We start from the raw sequence: 21,060 nt of genomic DNA, 5'->3' as shown, positions 1-21,060 counted from the left end.
TAAAAACCTTATTTAAAACCATAGATACGTGGATACGGCGACGAGTCAGAATGGTACAGATGCGGAGTTGGCGCAATCCACGCCGTATTTGGTCTATCCTAATGCGCAAAGGATGGAAAAAGGACAAGATGTTAAGCTTGTCCATGACTAGGTGGCGGAATTCGGCGTGTCAAATGGTTCATGCAGCCCTTGACCTTAAATGGTTTGAAAAGATTGGTTTTGTCAGTCTGTTAGGTGTTTACGAAAATCTTTGTGCTAAAAAGGCGAACTGATGGAAGAGCCGTGTGCGATGGTCCGCATGCACGGTTCCGTGAGAGGGGCGAGTAATCGCCCCTACTCTATTGTTGGCTTGGAATTTTAGCTAAAGTTCCTATCTGGAAAGAAGAATAAACACTTAAAGTTAAAAATGGCAATCAAAAATCCCAAACTCCTTTCAGGTTTGTCACTCCTGTACCTTATTGTACATACACTATCATTCGTTTAGAATATTTCTAATCCTGTTAATGGTATGGAGGGGCAAATCGTCTTTATATTTTCTTACACTGATTAATTCCATAATGCTACTCCTTTACTTAAACTATTAACCATAAATTATCTCCAACTATTGTATTCCTGGTAGCCTACTTCTGCTTAGTTCGGCCATGTGATATTATGTGGTAATAAGGGACATGATATAATAGCTCTAAATTGCCATATAAAAAGGAAACAGATCGTAAAAAGCCGATCCGTTTCTTTTTATTTATGAAGCAAGTTTGGAGAAAAGGTATACATTGGAATACAAACCGTATATTAGTATATTCTGGGCTGGTGGTGATAATAAGAAAGTGCCAAACTATTATCTTGCGTTGGGAGATTCGATCACAGCCGGGTACGGTGTAGAGGAATGATACAATGAGTTAATGTCTGTTTTTTAGTCTGTTCAGACCCCCATGCCGCTTAATTTTTTTGAAATATCAGGGTAAAATAGAGATGGTAATATTTCCAACGTAAAAGGGAGTGCTGGGTTTATGAGTTTGGTTTATACGGTATTTGTTCCGCATCCGCCCCTCCTCGTCCCAGAAGTTGGACGGGGAGAAGAACGTAAGTGTCAAGCGAGTTTGGATGCTTACTATGAAATAGCACGGCGTCTTGTTCAGGCAGAGGTTGAAACGGTGATTCTGGTCTCACCGCATGCACCGCTGACTAAAGACGGGATCACTCTAGCCACAGATGATGCTATTCATGGGGACTTCGTCCAGTTCGGAGCTGGGCAGGTGAGCTTGTCATTTGCAAGTGACACTAAGATCATTGCGCAGTTTTTAGAAAACCTCTCGGGGGTGGTTACGGTGCGGGGGGTAATCGATCATGGTGCATTTGTACCCCTTTATTTTTTGCAAAAAGCAGGGTGGAACGGAAAGGTTGTTCTCATGGGAATGCCCTTAGAACAGCCAGAGGAGTATGGTAGGCGTATGGGTCAAATCCTTGATAAGCTGCCTGGACGCTATGCGCTTGTGGCTAGTGGGGATCTCTCTCATCGCTTAAAGGAGGACGGACCCTACGGCTTCGATTCTGCTGGGCCAGAATTTGACCAATTCGTGCTCAAGACCCTTCAACGAGATCCGAAAAAGATCACCGATATACCCATTGACCTTATTGAAAAAGCGGGCGAGTGTGGTTATCGGAGTCTTCGCTTGGCGCTGGCTGCTAAAGAAGGAGCACCTGAAGTGCTGTCCTACGAAGGACCGTTTGGGGTGGGATATCTGGTGGCGGATCTGTATCATTCCTCACCCTTGCCACAGTGGGCGCGACGTTGTCTTAGGGTCTATTTACAGAAGGATGACCCTAGTTTACTGGAATTATCCGAATTATCCTCATCCGAGTTTGGTGTGCGGAGGGGATGTTTTGTAACCCTAAAACAAGGTGGGCATTTACGCGGATGTATTGGAACAACTGAGCCTTGGCAGGAAAATCTAGCCTTGGAAATTCAACATAATGCGTTAGCTGCCGGAACACAAGATCCGCGTTTCCCTCCAGTTCAAACAGATGAACTGGATACCCTGAGCTTCACAGTGGATGTCCTTGATGAACTTGAGAAAATTGCAGGGCCGGAAGAGTTGGATCCCTGGAGGTATGGAGTCGTTGTTCGCCAGCGTGGGAGAAGCGGACTTTTACTCCCCCATTTGGAAGGGGTCGATACGGTTTCAGACCAAATCAGTATTGCTAAACAAAAGGCCGGGATTCCGGTGGGAGACCCAGTGGAACTCTGGCGATTTGAGGTCAAGCGACATTATGAGTAATACAAATGATGTAAGTAATGCAAGTAATCCAAAGGAGTTAAGTAATACGGCTAATCCAACTCAAGAGATTAATACGAATAAAGACTCCTATAGGGCGAGTTGTCTGTTGTGTCCTCAGCGTTGTCAATTACGACATGGGCAGTCGGGGCGGTGTCATGCCCGGGAAAACCGTCAGGGGGAGGTCGTATCTAAGACCTATGGTGAAGTGGCAGCTTGGAATATGGATCCGATTGAGAAGAAGCCTCTTTATCATTATTATCCTGGTTCTTGGATTTTTTCCGTTGGGGGTTTTGGTTGCAACCTAAGCTGCTCGTTTTGCCAAAATCACGAGATATCTCAGCAACATCGAGTTGGAAGAAAGGTCACTCCTGCCGAGCTTACAGAGTTTGCTTTGCGGGAGCAGAAATCGTTGGGGCTGTGTTTTACTTATTCTGAGCCGAGCGTGTGGTTCGAAATGATCCGGGATACCGCTCCTCTGGTGCGAGCTCAAGGGGGGAAGGTAGTTTTAGTGAGTAACGGAACGATTTCGCCACGGTTTCTCGAAGAGTTGATTCCGTGGCTGGATGCCGTCAATATAGATATTAAAGCCTTCTCGGAGGAATTTTATCAACACTATTGTGGAAGCAAACTGGCTTGGGTTTTAGATAATGTTGAGCGTTTGGCTGGGCGGGTTCATCTGGAAGTTACGACGCTCATCATTCCGGGGGCTAATGATGACCCTAACGAGATTACTGGATTGGTCCGCTGGTTACATCAACTCGATGTCCCACTGGCCTGGCATTTGAGCGGCTATCACCCTGCTTATCGGCTTGCAGTTCCGCCAACGGATCGACAGACCTTAGAGCGATTATGGAAGATTGGGAAAGAGTATCTTCCTTATATGTATTTGGGGAATGTCAGAGGAGGAGATACGACGTTTTGTCCTCAGTGTGGAGAAACTGTGATTCAGCGTGAACCTGTCTTGGTGAATCGACTGGAGCGAGGGTGTTGTCCGAAATGTGGAGAGGGGATTTTCGGCGTTGGGATGGATTAAGTAAAATCAATCCCTCTGATGCATTTATCATAAATAAAGTCTTCGATTACCAAATAGTCATTGGTATTGTAAAATTCCGCTAAACGCTGATTAAACTCTCGTAAATCCTGTTCTTTTACGCTGAGAATCCCTTTGCCGTTCTTAATGAGAATCTTGTTCGCGCACAAGGTGCTGGTCCGTTTGTTCCCGTCCCAAAACAATTGGCTCCTCATTCCCCACAAAAAATATCTAATCGCCCTTTCCGTGACGTTTTCGATGTTGTTGATTTTTTCTATTTCCCGAATAACGCACTCTTTGGCCGGTGTAGGCGGTACATAATTTGTTCCTGAAATACCAACGTTACCATTGCGCAAGACCCCCCATTCAAGGGCTTCATTTCTGGCAACATAAGAGTTTATCTTGCAAACAAATTCAAGTTCAAACGGCTTTTCGATATTGTTTAAGAGAAATTTCCAGGCATCTCTTAAATTTAAAACACATTCGATGTCCGAAATCTTAAGATTAGAAACACTGATTCCATCGAGAATAGTCTGTGTGTCGGGGAAAGTCACGTTGCACCCTTCAAGTTTTGCGCTGTTGTATATGTTCTCAACAATTAATTTTTTTGCCAGGAAGATATTTTGTTCTAACGTTAAACTATATTTGTCAGCCATGTTTCACTCATCCTCCCCCGCTGATATACTACGTAATAACTGCGAGCTGTTGCTCAGTAATTAATAAAGTATTTATTTTATAAATATATTATAATTACTTTATTACTACAATAGTATACCGGAAGAATACAACCGGTAATCAATAGCCCGACTTAAAGGAGCCTAGTAACTGTGCAACTCTTATTCCTAATGATTCAACAAATCGGCCTGATCGTGGCGATCGCGTTTATCCTAACGCGGCTAACTGCGTTTCGTGACCTCATCGATCATAAACTCGATCGCTGGACGATCATTAAACTTTCAATAGTATTTGGGCTATTCGGAATCGTCGGCACGTATACTGGGATTTCTATTCGACCCAGTTCCAACTCGTTTCTTTGGATTCCCCGCGTAGAGGCAATCGGCTTTGAAGAGGCTCTCGCGAACTCACGGGTCGTGGGTGTCGCAATCGGTGGACTTTTAGGGGGACCTTGGGTTGGTCTGGGAGCAGGGCTGATCGCGGGTATTCACCGAACCCTTCTCGGTGGCTTTACTGGTATAGCCTGTGGAATTTCCACGGTGACTGCAGGATTAATCGCCGGCCTCGTTTATCTTAAGATCGGAAATCGTAGAATCGTCCCTACCTCAAAAGCACTATTGACCGGAGTCATTGCTGAGACGGCTCAAATGCTGATCATCCTTGTCATCGCTAGACCCTGGGAAAGTGCGCTTGTCTTAGTTCAAGTTATTGCCATGCCGATGATTCTGGCTAATAGCCTGGGAATCGCACTTTTTGTCGCGATTATACGATCTGTCATACACGAAGAGGACCGCATCGAAGCCAATCAGGCTCAAAAAGTTCTCCATATCGCCGATCAAATGCTGGTCAATCTCCGGAGTGGGCTTACTGTGGAATCCGCAACCCACATTTCTAAGCTTCTCTTAAAAACAACGGGTGCTTCTGCAGTCTCAATTACGGATCACGAAAAAATTCTATCCCATGTCGGGATAGGGGATGATCATCATTTGCCAGGACACACGGTTTTGACTGATGCGACGAAGCACGTACTCAGAACTGGAAAACTATATATACCCAAATCCTTAGATGAAATCCATTGTCCGCAAAAAGGATGTCCACTTGCGGTTGCAATTATTGTCCCCTTGAAAAAGGCAGACGAAGTGATTGGGGTTTTAAAATTCTATTTTTTAAACGTCAAACAGATTAAACCGGTCGATGAAGAAGTAGCCCAGGGTCTCGGTAAACTTCTCTCACATCAGCTTGAAGTGGTCGACGCGCAGAACCATGCTCAGCTCATCCGAGAGGCCGAGATTAAAGCACTTCAAGCGCAGATTAACCCACATTTTCTGTTTAATTCCTTAAATACAATGGTGGCTCTCATCCGTACTCAACCCGATATGGCACGTAAACTGCTTATTCAACTCGGGCACTTTTTCAGGCAAAATTTAAACGCCTCCCTGCATGAATTCATCACCCTAAGACAGGAACTTGACCATACTCGTGCTTATCTGGATATTGAACAAGCTCGTTTCACAGAACGCTTAAGTGTTCAACTTGAAATCGATCCTAAGCTGGAAAATGTTCTTTTACCTCCGCTGACACTTCAACCTCTTGTGGAAAATGGAATACGTCATGGACTAAAAGGGCTTGAGAAAATCGGGGAAATCCTCGTTCGTGTTGCAGAAACCGAAGGGTATGCCCTGATTTCTGTGAAGGACAATGGAATTGGAATTTCCCCAGAACGAATTACTCAATTACTTCACAGTCGAATTGAATCTCAAGAAGGGACGGGCTTGGCCTTATATAATGTGAACCAACGTCTTATATACCATTTTGGCGAGGAATCCCAACTTCATATTGACAGTGAATTGGAGCAGGGAACGTGTGTCTGGTTTAAAGTTCCGCTCCAGAAGGGAGGTATGGCGTGATTTCTGTCGTTATCGCTGATGATGAACCACTCGCTCGGGATGAACTGATTTATCTCTTAAAGCAATGCGAAGATATCGAAATTGTGGGAGAGGCGACCCAGGGTACTGAAGCTTTAGAAATAATCCTAGCTCTCAAGCCTGATGTAGCCTTCTTAGATATCCAGATGCCCAATCTCGATGGCTTAACCGTGGCGAGAAAATTGCTCGAAGAGGATCAAACTTTAATGATTGTTTTTGCTACAGCCTATGACAAGCATGCCATCCAAGCCTTTGAAGTCAACGCTGTAGACTATCTTCTGAAGCCTTTTGATGAAGAGCGCGTTTTGAAAACGGTAGAGCGAATTCGTCAAAGAGTGAAAAATCTTAAGAACGATGCACCGAATGAAATGCTCAATAATTCCCTCATGGAACTTCTGAAAAAAATGGCTGGAGAGAGCGTATCCGCTGCAGCTGGTCAAATCCAAGCTCCAAAAATCTCAAAACTTGCTGTCCAAGGCGAAGAAAGCGTTATTTTGATTGATCCTAAAGACATTCTCTATGCCCACTGTGAAAAACGGGAAACCTTAATTAAAACGTCGAACAAAGTATATTCAACCAAATACACCTTACAAACACTTGAAGAAAAATTAGAGAGCTATCCATTTTTCCGCCCCCACAGGAGCTACTTAGTGAATTTAAACTCTGTACAAGAATTAGTCCCTTGGTTTAATGGAGCATACACTCTAATTTTAAATGACGAAAAACGTTCTAAAGTCCCCGTGAGCAGAGCTTATGTCAAAGCATTAAAGGATATACTGGAAATCTAGTGTATAAATTTTTGTAAACCGCACTTAAAAAACTCACTCTCAGACATTACTTTCGACATTATGGACTAAAATTCAACATCTTCCTCCTAACAAGATTTAAACTAAGGATAGTCATTGAACTTATTCCTAATTCTAGTTTTAAATCTGAGAGGAGGATTATTGTGATTACTTTTTTACTATCATTTGTGGCACTTATTATTGGTTATCTGGTCTACGGTAAGTTTGTCGAAAAGGTTTTTGGAATCAATGAAACCCTTGAGACTCCAGCCTATTCTAAAACAGATGGTGTAGACTATGTTCCGATGGACTCAGCCAGAGGGGGTCTCGTTCAACTCTTAAACATCGCCGGTCTGGGGCCCATCTTTGGACCGATCGCGGGTGCTTTGTGGGGTCCAGTTGCTTTTCTGTGGATTGTTCTCGGAGGAATTTTTGCCGGTGCAGTACACGATTATTTTAGTGGGATGCTTTCCGTGAGAAACGGTGGAGCACAACTCCCGGATATTGTCGGTAAGTATCTCGGCCAAGGAATGCGTCACTTTGTTAATGTCTTTTCTGTCGTACTCTTGGTTCTCGTGGGAACTGTTTTCGTTGCTGGTCCTGCCAAATTGATTGTCACGCTTACTCCTTCTTGGATTAGTTTGAGTGTCGTGACTGCTGGGATTTTCATCTACTATATCTTAGCTACACTTTTGCCAATCGATAAGATTATCGGCAAGATCTACCCTCTCTTTGGGCTTCTGCTGATTATTATGGCTGTCGGCGTTGGTGCGGGATTGATTGTTAAAGGATATCCTATTCCCGAACTCACCTTGAGCAATCTCCATCCTAAGAATTTACCCATGTGGCCTTTACTCTTCATCACCATCGCCTGTGGTGCGATCAGTGGATTCCATGCTACCCAATCTCCGCTGATTGCCCGTACGATTCAAAATGAAAAACATGGTCGTAGAATATTCTATGGCATGATGATCGGGGAATCTGCCATCGCCCTTGTGTGGGCAGCCGCAGGAATGGCGGTCTTCGGTGGAACGGGTGGGTTACAAGAAGCTTTAGCAGCGGGCGGACCCGCTGGAGTCGTCCGCACGGTATCAATAACCATGCTTGGAGCTATCGGTGGAACGCTGGCCATTATCGGAGTTATCATCCTGCCGATTACTTCCGGAGATACTGCATTTCGTGGTGCCCGAATGGTCATCGCAGACTTCTTTAAGATGAACCAAAAGCCTATGTCCAAACGCTTGGCTATCTCCATTCCCCTTTTTGCTATTGCTTTCGGCTTGAGCAAGATTGACTTTAATTTCCTCTGGAGATACTTCTCCTGGGCGAACCAGACAACAGCGATGATCCTTCTTTGGGCCGCTGCTATGTACCTTGTTAAGGAAAAGCGCTTGCACTGGATTGCTACGATTCCTGCCATCTTCATGACGGCAGTTACCTTCACCTATCTTTTACAAGCTCCGGAGGGCTTCGGTCTAGCGACGAGCATTTCTTATCCGGTTGGACTCCTAATTACTCTCGGAATCACGTTACTCTTTGCCAGTAAAGTGCGCAAAGAACGCAAAACGGAGATTTTATAAGATGGCCGAACCCCAAGTAGACCTTCAGATGGAGTTTGAAACTCCATCTGAAGTAAACATTACTTTATCGGCACAGGCCCTTGATTATATTAAAAAACAAGGTGGAATCCTCACTCTTGAAGAAGCTCCCCAAACCGGGTGTTGCACAAACGTTGTCTTTGTCGGTGCGCATCTCGGAAGGTCTAAGGAAGAAGAGTATTTCGGAGTAAAGGAACAAGATGGGGTCCAGATCTACTATGATCCATTTATCATCACGAAAGATAAACGATATGAAGTGGTTTTAGAAGGTTTATGGAAGTGGAAGACTCTTAGGGTGTATTAATGATAAAAAGGTGACTCAGGCAAATATGCTTTGAGCCTCCTTTTTTGTATTATCAGACCCCCATGCCGCTGCGCGGCACCACTGATGAATGATTTTTCAGAGTAGAACGTTTCTTGATACTTCTAACAAAGAAGAAAAGGGGCAATTTTATTTGTCGAATAAATTCCCAGGGTTCATCAAATAATAACTTGAAACTAGATAAAGGAGGTACTTATAGAGTGTTTAAACATGTAAAAGATATGGAATACACCGTACATGTGGATAAACCCGATCCGCGCTTTGCTGTCTTGTTACTCGAACAATTTGGGGGTGGCAATGGTGAGCTTAAGGCTGCCATGCAGTATTTCTCACAGAGTTTAGGGTGTAATGATCCGAAGATTCGGGATTTGCTCCAAGACATCGCGGCTGAAGAATTAAGCCATTTAGAAATGGTGGGTGAGTGTCTTGGCATGCTGATTGGTCCCGTCGATAATATTCCTAAGGATTTCTCCGCAAATCATATGGCTTTACTTGGAGGCGGACCCCTTCTGGTGAACTCTGCAGGTGTACCTTGGACAGCTAACTTCGTGAATTCCAATGGGGATATATATACTGATCTTTCCTCGAATGCAGGAGCGGAACTCCGGGCTAAGCTGATTTATGAGCGCCTTCTCCAGCAAACAGACGATGCAGGGGTTAAAGATATGATCCGTTTCCTCTTAAGTCGTGAGGAATCACATAACTTCTCGTTTATGCAAGCGATCGAGACTCTAAAGGGTAGTGGAGTGAACAAAGACTTCCGTGATTCCGATTTCTCGAAAAAATACATGAACATGTCGACAGGGCCTGGAGATAGTCGGGGTCCTTGGAACGAAGGCAATGAGATTTCTTATGAAGATAATCCTAATGAGAGATATGGTGGGCCAGCCCAGTATGGCAAAGATCCTCAATCGGCAGGAACTAAGGAAGTGAAGCCTGGCTATAATGACCATACGCGAAATAATCCACAGTACTCTCAACCACAACCTCCCAATAATACTGTAAACTAATAATTTCAGATAGATAAAGCTAAGGGGCACGAGTTTACAACTCGTGCCCCTTAGCTTTATCAGTCAAAAGTTACTGATCATGATGACGACATAGACACTCGCTTTGCATAGCCAGGGCATCTGTGCAACTAAGGCTACGGAACAGAATTTGTTGGGTGTGGAATGTACTATGGATGACATAGGTATTCGACCGAAGGCCAATCTGTAGGCTTGGCGCTAGCCATGCATTCTACAAGAATTTAATCGTTATGTTCATGAGAATGGTTTGAATGGTTATGGTTATGCACGTGTCCGTGGTCATGGTCGTGATCATCGTGCTGATGCTTGTGAACATTCTCGTGACCTTGAGTAGCGTTATGATCATGAGAAAGTCCAAGGGCATGTGCCATTGTATGTTCTTTATCGGGGAGGGTATCAAACCAGCCGTTATTGGCATCCTCTTTACTGTCTAGAAAATACATATAGGGTTTAATGTCTAGTAAGGGGGTTCCGTTATAGGCATCAATTCCTGAAATGACGAGTTCGTTACCCTGTATTTCCTTGAGTTTTACAATGCTCAGTCCGATGGGATTGGGTCTTTGAGGGGAACGGCTGGCAAAAAGTCCGATCTCAAGTTCAGGTGCCCAAGGAGTTCGTGTTAACATTTCTGTTGAAGGAGTGGCTTGGTCAAGGTAATAGAGGATGTAGATATAATTGAAGGTTTGTAAGGTTTCCAGAGCACTGGCATAGTCCGGATTTAAGGCAATCCAGAAATCACCGGGTGCATCAGGGAGCGGTTGATGCGGGGTATTTAGGTCAAAATAGGGCGTATGGATTGTGCCAATCGCTTTAAATGAGATAGACATAACTTAACCCCTTTCTGTGTTGCTAAATATTATCTATCTTTTCCAAAAGAATTCGGTGGTTGAGCAGGGCCATGTCTTTGATTTTAGCTAGGATAAACTTTTGCTTTCCAAAAATATCTACGAGCTTAAGCCCATTATCATACGGTTCGATAATATCGACCGCTTCCATAAACAAGACTTCATTTTCTCCCTCTTTAACATAAGCATTTGCTTCACACATCTTATTTTCTCCTTCTCTAATAAATACTTTAAAAAGACGATAGACTTAGACTACCCATGTATGATAGAACTACAGCCGTTTACAATCATGACAATAACCATAAATCTCCAACTTGTGTCCAGTCACATCAAAATCGATCTTCTTTTTTAAAACTTGCTGAAGTTCTCCCATAGGACAGTCTTCAAGAGAGATTAGCTTGTGGCACCCGACACATAAAAGATGGTGTTTGTGCTCATGATGATTAAGTTCATACAAAGCTTTACCATCATCCACCCGATTGGACTTGATCACTAAGTTTTTTGAGGCAAATGTATCGAGTGTCCTATAGACCGTCGATAAATCAATTGAGGCCGACTTATCACGTAAGGTAATAAATAGTTGTTCAGCTGTCAACGGAGATTCGGATTCTTCCAGGAGTTGTAGGATAGCATTTCTGTGCCGAGTGCTTTTAATACCTTCTCGGTTGAGTAGTTCTTTATAGTTTGAATTTTCGTCCAACAAGATCATTCCTTAATTCTTCATTACTTTATCTATGTTTATTTTAATCCTTTTTAATATTTTAGCAATATTTTGCTAGTTTTAATTATTGAGTGAAAAAAAAGTAGTCCCACGGAGCATTTATGTCTAATTTCAATGATTAAGAAGTAAAGTAATGGTTTACAATGGTCAATAATAGAGTATAATTTACTAAGAAGATGCAAATGCAAGGCAGTTGCAAGTAGCGGAAGGGGTAATTTTATGGATTCTAAGAAGCCCAAGATTCTAGGGCTCGTGTTAGTAAGCGTATTAGCTATGGTATTGGTATTGAGTGGGTGTGGGACGGACAACGAGTCTAAAGCTGCAGTAAGTCAAACCACAGATACAAAGACTGAGAAGGTTTTAACCATAGCTACGTCATTTTACCCCATGCATATTTTTACCTTAAATATTGCCAAAGACATCCCTGATGTTAACGTTGTTAGTTTGACTAAGCCTACGACCGGATGCCTGCATGACTATGCTGTTACCCCTGACGATATGAAAAATTTGGAGGGGGCACAGATCCTAGTCATTAATGGGGCTGGAATGGAATCGTTTATGGATAAAGTTACGAGTCAAATGCCAGATCTGAAAATCATTGAGTCCAGTCAAGGAATAACGTTAATTGAAGGTGATGGGGATGAAGGGGATAATCCCCATGTTTGGTTGAGTATTACGGATGCCATTACTCAAGTAAAAACTATTGGAGATCAACTGGCTTCATTAGACCCCACAAATGCCCTAAAATACCAGGAAAATACCCAAGCCTATATTAAGAAGCTCGAAGCACTAAGAACTAAAATGCATCAATCTTTAGACGGTGTACAACAACGTAATATCGTGACGTTCCATGAGGCCTTTCCTTATTTCGCGAAAGAATTTAATTTAACTATTGCAGGGGTTATCGAACGTGAGCCAGGTTCCGCACCAAATGCTAAAGAGTTAAGTGAAACCATAGAACAGGTTAAAAGTCTCAAGATCAAGGCTCTGTTTGCCGAACCCCAATATCCTACTAAAGCGGCCGATTCCATTGCCAAAGAGACGGGTGCTAAAGTTTATACCCTTGATCCAATCGTAACAGGGCCAATAGAGGCCGATGCCTATATTAATCTTATGGAAAGCAATCTCATAATCTTACAAGAGGCTTTAAAATGAAACATCCTAAATGTGCCAATTCCGAATCTAAAACCTGTGCTTGTACTTTATGTTGCACCAAAATTAATAACTTTGGGGTTAAACGCAGTGGTATAGAAATATTGAAGAACGTCAATCTCCACATTCATTGTGGGGATTTGACGGCTATTATAGGTCCTAACGGGGCTGGGAAAAGCACGCTTCTAAAGGCTGTTCTAGGAGAGATTTCTCATACCGGAGAACTTCAATTTCTTGATGCTAATAATAAAGGAACCACCAGACCGTCTATAGGTTATGTTCCCCAAAAACTCGATTTAGATTCCAGCTCCCCTACTAGTGTCCTCGACCTATTCGCTGCAGCCCATACGAACATCCCAATCTGGTTTACCTATCCTAAAAAGATCCGCGAGCGGGTCATAGAAAGCTTAACACGTACTCATGGAGAACATCTAATTAATAAACGGTTAGGGGAATTATCAGGCGGTGAGTTACAAAGAGTCTTATTAGCCCTTGCCCTTGATCCGATTCCTCATCTCTTGCTACTGGATGAACCCGTTTCAGGCATTGACCAAAAAGGGTTAGAATTATTTTATCAAACCGTTGCCATCCTTCGGAAGAGCTACGATTTGTCGATAATCTTAGTTTCACATGATCTTAATTTGGTAGCGGAGTATGCAGATCGTGTAGCCTTCGTCAATAATAAGACAATTGAATGCTGCGGGACTCCACAAGAAGTCTTCAGCAATGCTAAAGTAATTCAAACTTTCGGTTTGGATTGGTCTAATCGCTTCCGAAAGGATGAAAAGGATAGGGTGGCTAATGCATTTATGGTATAGCTTAGTAGATTTAGTACTTCCATTCGAATGGATGCAGTATGCGTTTATGAAGAATGCTCTCTTAGGCGTTTTACTGGTAACTCCAATTTTTGGCTTACTTGGCACCATGATTGTCAATAATAAAATGGCCTTCTTTTCTGATTCCTTAGGTCACTCTGCTCTAACCGGGATTGCAATTGGGGTTATTTTGGGGATCAAAAATCCAGTCTGGTCAATACTTTTCTTCTCTGTGTTGATTACTATAGCTATTCTTTTCGTTAAAGAAGCGAACACGGCTTCCACGGATACGATCATCGGGGTGTTTTCTTCGACGGCAGTTGCCCTGGGTATCGTCATACTTTCACGTAATGGTGGTTTCAATAAATATTCAGGGTATCTTATCGGGGATTTGTTAAGTATTAGCCCATCAGACTTACTAACCTTGGGAATTGTCTTCGTACTGGTTATCTTGTTATGGGTCGTGATGTTTAATAAGCTCCTGCTATCGAGTATGAACCAATCTTTAGCCCGTAGCAGAGGGATCAGCGTTAAATTGTATGAATACTTATTTACCATAATGATGGCAGTCATCGTAACAATATCAATCCAATGGGTTGGAATCCTAATTATTAGTTCACTCCTGATCATACCAGCAGCTTCTTCACGAAATATAGCTAAAAATATGCGACAATATCATATCTACTCAGTTTTGATCGCCGTTGTTTCAGGACTAGCGGGCTTAATCTTATCTTACTTCTGGGGAACAGCTACCGGGGCAACGATTGTACTGATCACTTCAGGATTCTTTGCACTTACGTTTGTGGTGAAATTAAGACTGGGGTAGAGCTAAGGCCTTAATTTCAGAATTCATGGTTAAGCTTTTTACCCTCTAAATTCTATCAGAAGTCAATAAAGACGAGAAACAAAAGGGTGACCATGTTGGTCAGTTTTGACTCTGTATTGCGTATGTGATACATTCGATTTAAATTTAATAATGAGCAAGCGATTTTTCTTAGCCTAAAAATCGTAGTTCAGCATCATTTCGGGACTAGTCCGGTTCTAGAAAATATCAGTTTTCAAGTGAAAGGCGGAGAGATCTTTGGGATTATCGGTCCGAACGGCAGTGGTAAATCCACGCTTATTCGGACCATGAGTGGCTTACTAAAACCCAGTCAAGGAGAAATCCTCTTCCATAATAAAGATATAGGTTCGTACAGAAAACGGGACCTTGCAAAACTCATTGCCGTGTTGGAGCAAGAAGGGATCCCCCCCCTATCCTTCACGATCGAAGAGGTTGTTGCCATGGGACGTTATCCGTGGTTAAGGCCCCTTGCGGACCTATCCCATCTAGACGAACAGATTGTCGAAGATGTCCTTAAAAACCTAGGCCTCTGGAAAATAAAGAGCCAAGCGGTTAATGCTCTGAGCGGCGGTCAGCGCCAGATGGTCTGCTTAGCAAGAGCTATGGTTCAGCAGCCAAAAGTATTAATCCTGGATGAACCGACCACGTTCTTGGATATTGGGCATCAAATGCTCGTGATGGACCACGTTCGAGAGTGGCACCAATCTCAGGACATTACTGTCATTATGGTATTGCATGATTTAAATCTTGCAAGTCAATACTGTGACCGCCTTCTCCTCTTAGATAAAGGCTGCGTGCAAAGCTATGGGAAAATCCACCACGTATTAAAACCAGAAACCATTTCGGCTGTCTATAAAACCGAAGTTATCATGATTGAACACCCCATACAGCATGTACCTCAATTTTTGCTCACCAGTCAATAGTACGGATGAATCGTGAGTTAGGCGATGGCAATGCCCTCAACTTAATACACACTTAGTTTTCTGAGGGAAACTGACCTTTTGAGTAAACGTCTTGCAGCGGCCATTGAGGAGTGTTTTTATGAAGCCCGGAATTGCCGGCCAAGCCAGACTTGGCCGGCAGTTTGCTTGTTGCTGAGGTTAGGTCAGTGTCGGGAAAAAGGCCGGTGCTAAGCCTGAGGTGGGTCGAAAAGATCATCGGTAACAGTGCCGATGACCTTAACGTCCCGTAGGCCTGTGAGGGCGCCGCTGGTCGTCAGGAAAATATTGCCGGAGACAATCGTATTCATAACGGTCAGGACCTCAGCTTGATTCAGGTCTTCCCGGGGATTGGGAATTGTTATTGTAAACGTCTTTCCTCCCTCGGTGGCAAAACTTAACCTGACCACTTTGGTATTGGTTGTAGCCACAAACTCACCTCCTTTTCTTTGGATTTTCTTAAACGGTTACTCCTCTGTCAGCCTGAAATTTTTTCTCAACTGCACGTCCAGCAGCGGCTGCAGTGATAGGCTGAATAAGGCCTGAGCCACATCGTAAAGGGCTTCTTCGGAGGCATCGGCCCGCACATAGCTCAGGCTTTTTTGCCTGGTTACCGGGCTTCCGGCGGGAGTAGATCCGCTTTGGTAAACTGCTACCAGTACCGAATTCAAAGGTTCAGCTATGATTGACATTTTCTTGCTCCTTTCTGATCTTTTTGACAAACCGGCTGTTCCGGCATGTCTCTATATACTATGAGCTTGTACCCCGGGGGGTTACCCTCCGAAACAAAAAGAATGGTTCATAGCCAAGCCTTCACCATTCGAAACCCGCCTGCGTATGCTGTCATTAAAGCTATTAAAAAGGCGGGAATCAAAATGAATGAACCCATCACTGAACGTACGCCGCTAGTCATCGCGGCTGAGATTAATAAGATTAAACAAGAGACTGATAAAATCATGCTTACCAGTGCCATGGAGATCGGCAGGCGCCTGAAGGAGGCCAAGGACCTGCTCCCCCATGGAGAATGGGGAAAATGGCTGGTGGAATCGGTGAGCTATTCCCAGCGCACAGCCAACAAGCTGATGCAGCTTTTTAAAGAATATGGAGATAAACTATTCGCTGCCGGCGCTGAGGTTGGCAGGTCAAATTCGCCAGTACTGGCGAATTTGACCTACTACCAGGCTCTTCTCCTGCTGGGAATTCCGGAAGATGAGCGGGAGAGATTTATCCTGGAGCATGATATTAAGAATATGACCACCCGGGAGCTGGATCGGGCGCTCAAAGAACGGAAGCAAATCCCTCCGGAGAAAGAGCAGGCTCAAGTCACGCCCCTGTCCGATAATCCCGGGGTAATCAAGATAGAATATCAAACCGTCAAAAAAACCGACAAACCAAGAAGCAGGCCAAAAACTGCAGCCTCTCAAACCTTTACCACGAAGTATGAAGAAAGAGATGCACCGCTTGCTGCCAAACGATTGCCGATACCTTCTAGGAGCTGCTGGAAGCCCTCGGCCAACTGGCCAGACTTGATCTGGCGGTGAAGGAGAAATGCAGTAAAGACGCGAGCCAGCTTGCTGAATATATGGTCGAAAGGCTTAAAGAGTGGCCGCCTGTTCCCAGGACGAATATGAAGACGGTTGAAACCTACGCCACTTATGAAAAGTGGTAAATAATCCTAGATTTGATGCGATAATATAGATAGAGTTTAAATTCATTGGGAGTAGCTCCCGGAGTTCCATCTTCATCTTATTCATAGTCTTCTGAAGATGGGGCGAGAGAGCTTGAGAAATTGAGGCATGACAATCATCAGGTGTAGGCGGGTTTCGTGATAGTTGAAAAGAGCCGTAAAAAGGCTCTTTTTATATTCAAGAGTTTTCTTGATCTGCCAAGGCCACGTGACTTTAGAACAGCTGATCGGCGAAAGTCTGTCCGTCAGGCGGCTTCCGTGAATTAATTGAGTTGAGACAGTAGCTGTTTGTCACAGATGAGGGCTTGAGCACATATGCTTTGAGTAAGGTTGTTCAAACTCACCTGCATTTTCGACTTAGGCTGCATGGGAAGATAGGGAGAGGCTGTAAGTCAGCGAGCGTAGGTGCAATAATAGAAAGGACATTAGGGGTGGTTATATGAGTATTCCATTAAAAGAAAAGGTCGTAAAAGAATTAGAAGACTATCTGAAAACTGACCTTTACCAAGTTCCAAGGAAACTGATATTTTTTAACGGCATATTAAACGATGGAAGTACTGTGATTATTTGTACGCCACAGTCTAAATTGTATCCGAGGAGGTGCGGGTGCACTGACCTAACGACGGTTCAAGTGTCTATGTTGGACAATGCTGACCATTCGATCCTTGCCTTTCGCGTAGAAGATAATCGAGTTTATTACTTGGACTTCCGTAACTTGAAGCCCTATCTTACAGAGGAAGCAGCTTACTACAGCGAAAAACGAGGAAAAACCTTTTGGCAACTTTATATTTGGTCTTACTGTATTCAAATATTACGGAACAAAAACAGCCTGGCAATATATCCCAATCGCTTAACGGAGTTGGGAGATTATTACTAGGCACCCTGATCCTCATCACAATAGCTTTTCCATTTGATTTTATGTGTAATTACAAATAATGAAGTTAAATCGCTGACGGAGAGTCTGCAGGTTGTTCTGCCGGTTAAGCTTAACTTTAGCTATATGCTGGGGGGTTTTGTGGTGGTGATGGCCACTTATGAATTGGCAAAGCTGATGTGCAGAAAAAAGGTGGCGCGTATCCCCATGAGCGAGGCTCTTAAAGCCGGAGCGGAATAGAGAGGTAGCTTCTTCTGGGGAGGTGAACGGATGGCTTGGAGAGGCGGTAAGGCCCGCGATAGTACTGTTAGTACAGGCGTACTTGCTGTTGTCCTGTTGATTTTGTTCAAAAAATCGGCAATGGTCAGCAAATATTGGTTATTTATGTGATCCGTGATCAGTTTGGGATTTTTTTGTTTACTATAATTATAAAAGTTGTTTATTAGCACTTTAAACAGGGTATCTTACGCCAGCTTGAAATTTATAAATATTGTATAGCTAGGTATATAATATTAACTTGATTATGGTAAACTATTACCAAAAGGAGTTATGCAGCTAACATGACTCCAGTGTAACAGCCGCTTAAAGGGCGGACGGCTTCAAAAGTGCGGAATAGACCGAACCTTTGTACAGTGGCGGTCTATTTCCGTTTACGGAATGTATCCTCTTTATCCGTCAAAAGGAGTGAGGGAATTGAGTCTTATCCATAAACCCCATGACAAATTTTTCAAAGAGACCCTCAGTGATCTCCAGACGGCCCAGGATTTTTTGCAAAACTATCTGCCTCGGGAACTCCTGGAATTCATGGACTTGGAGACCATCGCTCTGCAAAAGGACAGCTTTATTGAAAAAGAGTTGGAAGAAACCTTTTCCGATCTGCTATTCCAAACTAAAATCAATCATAAAGACGGCTATCTTTACCTTCTTTTTGAGCATAAAAGCTACCCCTCTCCCAAGATAGCCCTCCAATTGTTGAAATATATGCTGAACATCTGGGAACAAAAAACGACGGATCAGCCCACGGCTAAACTGCCAGTAATCATCCCTCTGGTGGTCTATCACGGCAAAGCACGCTGGAACAGTCCGGTGAAACTCTCAGGCCTAATCGAAGACTATGATCAGCTGCCACTTGCCGTAGCCAGCTGCCTTCCGGATTTTTCCTACCTGCTGTATAATATCTCCCACTATAGTAATGCGGACATCAAAGGCAGCGTTAAGCTTCAGATATTTTTAAAGTTGTTAAGAGACATCTTGGAACAGGACTACACGGTATTTCTGAAGACTTTAGAAGAATCTATCATGGCTTTTAATCAGCTGGAAAACCAAGGCAATGGGCTGGAATACTTTGAGACTTTTATCCGCTACATCATGAATGCCAGGAATGATTTGGAATTTCAGACGGTCTACGAGCTAGCCAAAGAGATTTCTTTGGAAAGGAGTAAAGTCGTTATGACTATTGCGGAAAAGCTAATCACAGAAGGTATGGAAAAAGGTATGGAAAAAGGTATGGAAAAAGGCATGGAGAAGGGTAAGCTGGAAGTGGCGGAAAATTTGCTGAGGCTAGGTATGGGAATCGACATGATTATAAAGGCTACAGGACTGAGTGAAGAGGAAATCAGGAAAATAATGAATTAACCATAGAAGCCATATTGCCCTTGGACTGAACTATGCAGTCCAAGGGCAATTTTTAGTTCTAAAACTGAGTTTACTGGCTGCCCCTTCGGCGCAATGCCAAGGAAAAAGGAAGGCAATGGCCATAATAACGGCGGCGACAGTGATCGAATAACGGAAACCGCTGAGCGGAATCCGCCGCTCGCTGAACCTAGATCAATCATTATAAAAAATGTACTCCTGAAAACGTACCATTAAAGCGGAGTTTGATGAAATTCTATGAGCGGTGCTTTCTTTGGTGTTAAAAAAAGGACAAAGGTCCGAATCTGTGTGGTACCCGGTTCCCTCGCTGCCTGTGGGGAAGGCCTCCTGCCGCCAACTTCCCGGCCTGGATGGTCTCCAATTTGGCAAAAGACTGCAGGGAGGCTTCCCTGAGCCCTTCGCTGGAGAGTTAGGTTTGAGGGCAGCTAAGCCATTATCTATGACATAGCCAACCATAACTTAAAACAAATTACGGACGGTCTGCTAGCCTGGATTGATGATGCCAATACAGACGCTGTCCCTGAGCAAATCCTGCAAACAGTCTTTGAACAAATATTGGCTGCTGAAACCAGGGGAAAGCTTCACCTGTATCTTTTCAGCGATGCAGGAACAACCAATTTGGCTGTCTCGGATCGTTGATTTTGCTTAATCGTTTAAGGAGGATGGGGAGTGTTCTTTGATACACCTTTAGTGCAGCTTCGACACTGCTCTGTCGGTCTAATTTCTCGTCTTCCGGTGTCTCGTAGCCCCGCTTTCTATTGGCTATGGATCGTTTCTCTGGATACGCCTGTGTTGAAAACATAAATCCTTGGGCTTCAAACTTTTTCCGTTTGAGTTTGTCTTCTTGCGCTCGTTTCTCTTGTCGTTTTTCGGGTCTAGTCATCTGGGTTCACCGTTTTGCAGGGCTTAATCCCTTTAAGACCATCTTTAAAGTCTTTTTGGAGGGGATACATATAGATCGCCTTACGAGTTAGGGCATACTCTTTTTCCCGGTCCATTCTTCCTCGACCTTGAGTTTCTCCTAGATAGGTCCAGTTCGAAGCTTTATAGCATGTACCCGCAAAATGGGATGTGTCGACGAATGTCTCTAATAGGACGGGCGCATAACAATATTCGCGCAGCCAGTCTTCTTGAAGCTGTTTGATCGCCAATGATAAGACTTTACTGGCTAGGTTTTTAATGTTAACCCAGGGAAGTATGAGAAATCGGCTGTTATTCACGATCAGATGGAGTCGTTGCTTTCGATCCTGAACCTTCCATCCGATCCAGTCGTCCCGAGTACTCAAAGCCCATGAGGATGCCGAAAACTGAAGATAACCGAGGATTGTCTCCCGTGATTTAATAAAGTAAGCCAAGCGAGAACCAAAGACTTGTTTGTCACCTAGCATATGATACCCGTTAACATAATGTCTCCAACGCTTTAAATCCGTACCCGCTCTCGCAATTTCCAAGTAAATCGGCTCTAGTGCCTTTAATTCACAGGTGATCGGATTGTAAACAAAAGAACTTAAAGTTTGTGTGGCTTGCCATGCTGCTAATCTTGGCGGGGACGTTTTTTGGATCGCTGTTCGGGGGCAGATATTTTATTTCTCCGGGTGAAGTCGGGAAAATATTAATCGCGGGACTCCTCGGTGGGGAACAAGATAGCATAGCTGCTTCAGTGGTCTGGAATCTCCGGCCCTTGTGGGGGCACCGTTCTTTGCGATCCTATTTAAAACATCGAAAGGCGCTTGGCAATGATACTTGAAGTTAGAAATGGATATTTCGGATATACAAAAGACAATAATCTATTACAGGATATCTGCTTTATTCTCGGCGAAAAAGAGATTATGACCATCTTAGGACAGAACGGTATCGGCAAAACGACGATCCTAAAGTGCGTGACAGGGATT

At 43.7% G+C, this 21,060-nt stretch carries 24 protein-coding genes and 2 pseudogenes; 17 read left to right on the top strand and 9 right to left on the bottom strand.

Annotated elements, in window-relative coordinates; all coding sequences use genetic code 11:
* From JL57_RS34670 to amrS, 3 genes and pseudogenes are all read left to right on the top strand, one after another.
* Positions 1-272, top strand: a pseudogene (locus JL57_RS34670) (hypothetical protein); the annotation flags it as partial.
* 735 nt (positions 273-1,007) lie between these two features.
* A complete protein-coding gene (amrA, locus tag JL57_RS16535; protein WP_034143118.1) occupies positions 1,008-2,276 on the top strand; it encodes an AmmeMemoRadiSam system protein A in 1,269 nt (422 codons plus the stop codon).
* Entirely contained in the window at positions 2,269-3,309 is a 1,041-nt protein-coding gene (gene amrS, locus JL57_RS16530) for an AmmeMemoRadiSam system radical SAM enzyme (protein ID WP_291300183.1), read from the top strand. The genes amrA and amrS overlap by 8 nt, the downstream gene beginning before the upstream one ends.
* Here the strand turns inward: amrS and JL57_RS16525 are convergent.
* The gene (locus JL57_RS16525) at positions 3,306-3,962 is read right to left on the bottom strand and encodes a Fic family protein (RefSeq protein ID WP_034143117.1); all 657 of its coding nucleotides are present in this window, start codon (positions 3,960-3,962) and stop codon (positions 3,306-3,308) included. The two genes, amrS and JL57_RS16525, sit on opposite strands and share 4 nt — an antisense overlap.
* Positions 3,963-4,133: 171 nt before the next feature.
* Here JL57_RS16525 and JL57_RS16520 point away from each other — a divergent pair, with 171 nt between their 5' ends.
* The 5 genes from JL57_RS16520 (at position 4,134) to JL57_RS16500 (ending at position 9,621) form a co-directional block, all read left to right on the top strand.
* Complete coding sequence (locus JL57_RS16520; protein WP_291300182.1) at positions 4,134-5,888, top strand: sensor histidine kinase; 1,755 nt, start codon at positions 4,134-4,136, stop codon at positions 5,886-5,888.
* The gene (locus JL57_RS16515; RefSeq protein ID WP_034143116.1) at positions 5,885-6,694 is read left to right on the top strand and encodes a LytTR family DNA-binding domain-containing protein; all 810 of its coding nucleotides are present in this window, start codon (positions 5,885-5,887) and stop codon (positions 6,692-6,694) included. Before JL57_RS16520 ends, JL57_RS16515 begins: the two co-directional genes overlap by 4 nt.
* A gap of 161 nt (positions 6,695-6,855) precedes the next feature.
* Entirely contained in the window at positions 6,856-8,271 is a 1,416-nt protein-coding gene (locus JL57_RS16510) for a carbon starvation protein A (protein ID WP_034143115.1), read from the top strand.
* 1 nt (position 8,272) lies between these two features.
* Positions 8,273-8,593: a CC/Se motif family (seleno)protein gene (locus JL57_RS16505; RefSeq protein WP_034143114.1), complete on the top strand. Its 321-nt coding sequence runs from the start codon at positions 8,273-8,275 to the stop codon at positions 8,591-8,593.
* A gap of 218 nt (positions 8,594-8,811) precedes the next feature.
* Positions 8,812-9,621 (top strand): manganese catalase family protein, encoded by an 810-nt coding sequence (locus tag JL57_RS16500; protein ID WP_034143113.1) that lies wholly within the window; start codon positions 8,812-8,814, stop codon positions 9,619-9,621.
* Between the two features lie 239 nt (positions 9,622-9,860).
* Here the strand turns inward: JL57_RS16500 and tsaA are convergent, their stop codons facing one another.
* The 3 genes from tsaA to JL57_RS16485 form a co-directional block, all read right to left on the bottom strand.
* A complete protein-coding gene (tsaA, locus tag JL57_RS16495) occupies positions 9,861-10,466 on the bottom strand; it encodes a tRNA (N6-threonylcarbamoyladenosine(37)-N6)-methyltransferase TrmO (RefSeq protein WP_034143112.1) in 606 nt (201 codons plus the stop codon).
* 22 nt (positions 10,467-10,488) lie between these two features.
* Positions 10,489-10,686 (bottom strand): CooT family nickel-binding protein, encoded by a 198-nt coding sequence (locus tag JL57_RS16490; RefSeq protein ID WP_034143111.1) that lies wholly within the window; start codon positions 10,684-10,686, stop codon positions 10,489-10,491.
* Between the two features lie 69 nt (positions 10,687-10,755).
* Complete coding sequence (locus JL57_RS16485; protein WP_034143110.1) at positions 10,756-11,193, bottom strand: Fur family transcriptional regulator; 438 nt, start codon at positions 11,191-11,193, stop codon at positions 10,756-10,758.
* Positions 11,194-11,424: 231 nt separating this feature from the next.
* On the opposite strand from JL57_RS16485, the gene JL57_RS16480 reads away from it, so the two are divergent.
* The 4 genes from JL57_RS16480 to JL57_RS16465 all read left to right on the top strand — a co-directional run bounded on the left by JL57_RS16480 (position 11,425) and on the right by JL57_RS16465 (position 14,939).
* The gene (locus JL57_RS16480; protein WP_034143109.1) at positions 11,425-12,360 is read left to right on the top strand and encodes a metal ABC transporter substrate-binding protein; all 936 of its coding nucleotides are present in this window, start codon (positions 11,425-11,427) and stop codon (positions 12,358-12,360) included.
* Entirely contained in the window at positions 12,357-13,175 is an 819-nt protein-coding gene (locus tag JL57_RS16475) for a metal ABC transporter ATP-binding protein (RefSeq protein WP_034143108.1), read from the top strand. The genes JL57_RS16480 and JL57_RS16475 overlap by 4 nt, the downstream gene beginning before the upstream one ends.
* On the top strand, positions 13,159-13,998 hold the full coding sequence (locus JL57_RS16470; RefSeq protein WP_291300181.1) for a metal ABC transporter permease: 840 nt from the start codon (positions 13,159-13,161) through the stop codon (positions 13,996-13,998). The genes JL57_RS16475 and JL57_RS16470 overlap by 17 nt, the downstream gene beginning before the upstream one ends.
* A 131-nt stretch (positions 13,999-14,129) precedes the next feature.
* Positions 14,130-14,939, top strand: coding sequence for an ABC transporter ATP-binding protein (locus tag JL57_RS16465; RefSeq protein WP_366557042.1), 810 nt, complete (start codon positions 14,130-14,132; stop codon positions 14,937-14,939).
* Between the two features lie 206 nt (positions 14,940-15,145).
* Here JL57_RS16465 and JL57_RS16460 read toward each other — a convergent pair whose 3' ends face one another.
* Complete coding sequence (locus JL57_RS16460; protein ID WP_034143105.1) at positions 15,146-15,385, bottom strand: DUF2922 domain-containing protein; 240 nt, start codon at positions 15,383-15,385, stop codon at positions 15,146-15,148.
* A gap of 36 nt (positions 15,386-15,421) precedes the next feature.
* Positions 15,422-15,646: a DUF1659 domain-containing protein gene (locus JL57_RS16455; RefSeq protein WP_034143104.1), complete on the bottom strand. Its 225-nt coding sequence runs from the start codon at positions 15,644-15,646 to the stop codon at positions 15,422-15,424.
* Between the two features lie 183 nt (positions 15,647-15,829).
* On the opposite strand from JL57_RS16455, the pseudogene JL57_RS16450 reads away from it, so the two are divergent.
* The 3 genes and pseudogenes from JL57_RS16450 to JL57_RS16440 all read left to right on the top strand — a co-directional run bounded on the left by JL57_RS16450 (position 15,830) and on the right by JL57_RS16440 (position 19,150).
* A pseudogene (locus JL57_RS16450) lies at positions 15,830-16,623 on the top strand (DUF3102 domain-containing protein).
* A 457-nt stretch (positions 16,624-17,080) separates the two neighbouring features.
* Positions 17,081-17,518 (top strand): hypothetical protein, encoded by a 438-nt coding sequence (locus JL57_RS16445; RefSeq protein ID WP_034143103.1) that lies wholly within the window; start codon positions 17,081-17,083, stop codon positions 17,516-17,518.
* Between the two features lie 690 nt (positions 17,519-18,208).
* A complete protein-coding gene (locus JL57_RS16440) occupies positions 18,209-19,150 on the top strand; it encodes an Rpn family recombination-promoting nuclease/putative transposase (protein WP_034143102.1) in 942 nt (313 codons plus the stop codon).
* Here the strand turns inward: JL57_RS16440 and JL57_RS16435 are convergent.
* The 3 genes from JL57_RS16435 to JL57_RS16425 all read right to left on the bottom strand — a co-directional run bounded on the left by JL57_RS16435 (position 19,147) and on the right by JL57_RS16425 (position 20,619).
* Positions 19,147-19,350, bottom strand: a complete 204-nt coding sequence (locus JL57_RS16435; protein ID WP_034143101.1) for a hypothetical protein — start codon at positions 19,348-19,350, stop codon at positions 19,147-19,149. The genes JL57_RS16440 and JL57_RS16435 overlap by 4 nt on opposite strands.
* 413 nt (positions 19,351-19,763) lie before the next feature.
* A complete protein-coding gene (locus JL57_RS16430) occupies positions 19,764-20,051 on the bottom strand; it encodes a hypothetical protein (protein ID WP_034143100.1) in 288 nt (95 codons plus the stop codon).
* On the bottom strand, positions 20,044-20,619 hold the full coding sequence (locus tag JL57_RS16425) for a Druantia anti-phage system protein DruA (RefSeq protein WP_366557041.1): 576 nt from the start codon (positions 20,617-20,619) through the stop codon (positions 20,044-20,046). The genes JL57_RS16430 and JL57_RS16425 overlap by 8 nt, the downstream gene beginning before the upstream one ends.
* A gap of 77 nt (positions 20,620-20,696) precedes the next feature.
* Between JL57_RS16425 and JL57_RS16420 the strand changes: the two genes are divergently transcribed.
* Together JL57_RS16420 and JL57_RS34665 are read left to right on the top strand one after the other, a co-directional pair.
* Positions 20,697-20,915 carry a hypothetical protein gene (locus JL57_RS16420; protein ID WP_291300180.1) on the top strand — a complete coding sequence of 73 codons (219 nt, stop codon included), beginning with the start codon at positions 20,697-20,699 and terminating at the stop codon, positions 20,913-20,915.
* Positions 20,905-21,060, top strand: a 156-nt coding sequence (locus tag JL57_RS34665; RefSeq protein WP_291300184.1) for an ATP-binding cassette domain-containing protein, incomplete at its 3' end; no start/stop codon positions are given. The genes JL57_RS16420 and JL57_RS34665, both read left to right, overlap by 11 nt.

It is taken from the genome of Desulfosporosinus sp. BICA1-9 (assembly GCF_000802135.1).
This window is presented reverse-complemented; position numbering and strand designations above follow the sequence as displayed.

Coding starts and splice junctions, on each gene's coding strand:
- amrA (WP_034143118.1), top strand. CDS start 1,008: ATGAGTTTGGTTTATACGGTATTTGTTCCGCATCCGCCCCTCCTCGTC.
- amrS (WP_291300183.1), top strand. CDS start 2,269: ATGAGTAATACAAATGATGTAAGTAATGCAAGTAATCCAAAGGAGTTA.
- JL57_RS16525 (WP_034143117.1), bottom strand. CDS start 3,962: ATGGCTGACAAATATAGTTTAACGTTAGAACAAAATATCTTCCTGGCA.
- JL57_RS16505 (WP_034143114.1), top strand. CDS start 8,273: ATGGCCGAACCCCAAGTAGACCTTCAGATGGAGTTTGAAACTCCATCT.
- tsaA (WP_034143112.1), bottom strand. CDS start 10,466: ATGTCTATCTCATTTAAAGCGATTGGCACAATCCATACGCCCTATTTT.
- JL57_RS16490 (WP_034143111.1), bottom strand. CDS start 10,686: ATGTGTGAAGCAAATGCTTATGTTAAAGAGGGAGAAAATGAAGTCTTG.
- JL57_RS16485 (WP_034143110.1), bottom strand. CDS start 11,193: ATGATCTTGTTGGACGAAAATTCAAACTATAAAGAACTACTCAACCGA.
- JL57_RS16480 (WP_034143109.1), top strand. CDS start 11,425: ATGGATTCTAAGAAGCCCAAGATTCTAGGGCTCGTGTTAGTAAGCGTA.
- JL57_RS16475 (WP_034143108.1), top strand. CDS start 12,357: ATGAAACATCCTAAATGTGCCAATTCCGAATCTAAAACCTGTGCTTGT.
- JL57_RS16470 (WP_291300181.1), top strand. CDS start 13,159: ATGCATTTATGGTATAGCTTAGTAGATTTAGTACTTCCATTCGAATGG.
- JL57_RS16455 (WP_034143104.1), bottom strand. CDS start 15,646: ATGTCAATCATAGCTGAACCTTTGAATTCGGTACTGGTAGCAGTTTAC.
- JL57_RS16445 (WP_034143103.1), top strand. CDS start 17,081: ATGAGTATTCCATTAAAAGAAAAGGTCGTAAAAGAATTAGAAGACTAT.
- JL57_RS16435 (WP_034143101.1), bottom strand. CDS start 19,350: ATGATTGATCTAGGTTCAGCGAGCGGCGGATTCCGCTCAGCGGTTTCC.
- JL57_RS16430 (WP_034143100.1), bottom strand. CDS start 20,051: ATGACTAGACCCGAAAAACGACAAGAGAAACGAGCGCAAGAAGACAAA.
- JL57_RS16420 (WP_291300180.1), top strand. CDS start 20,697: ATGCTGCTAATCTTGGCGGGGACGTTTTTTGGATCGCTGTTCGGGGGC.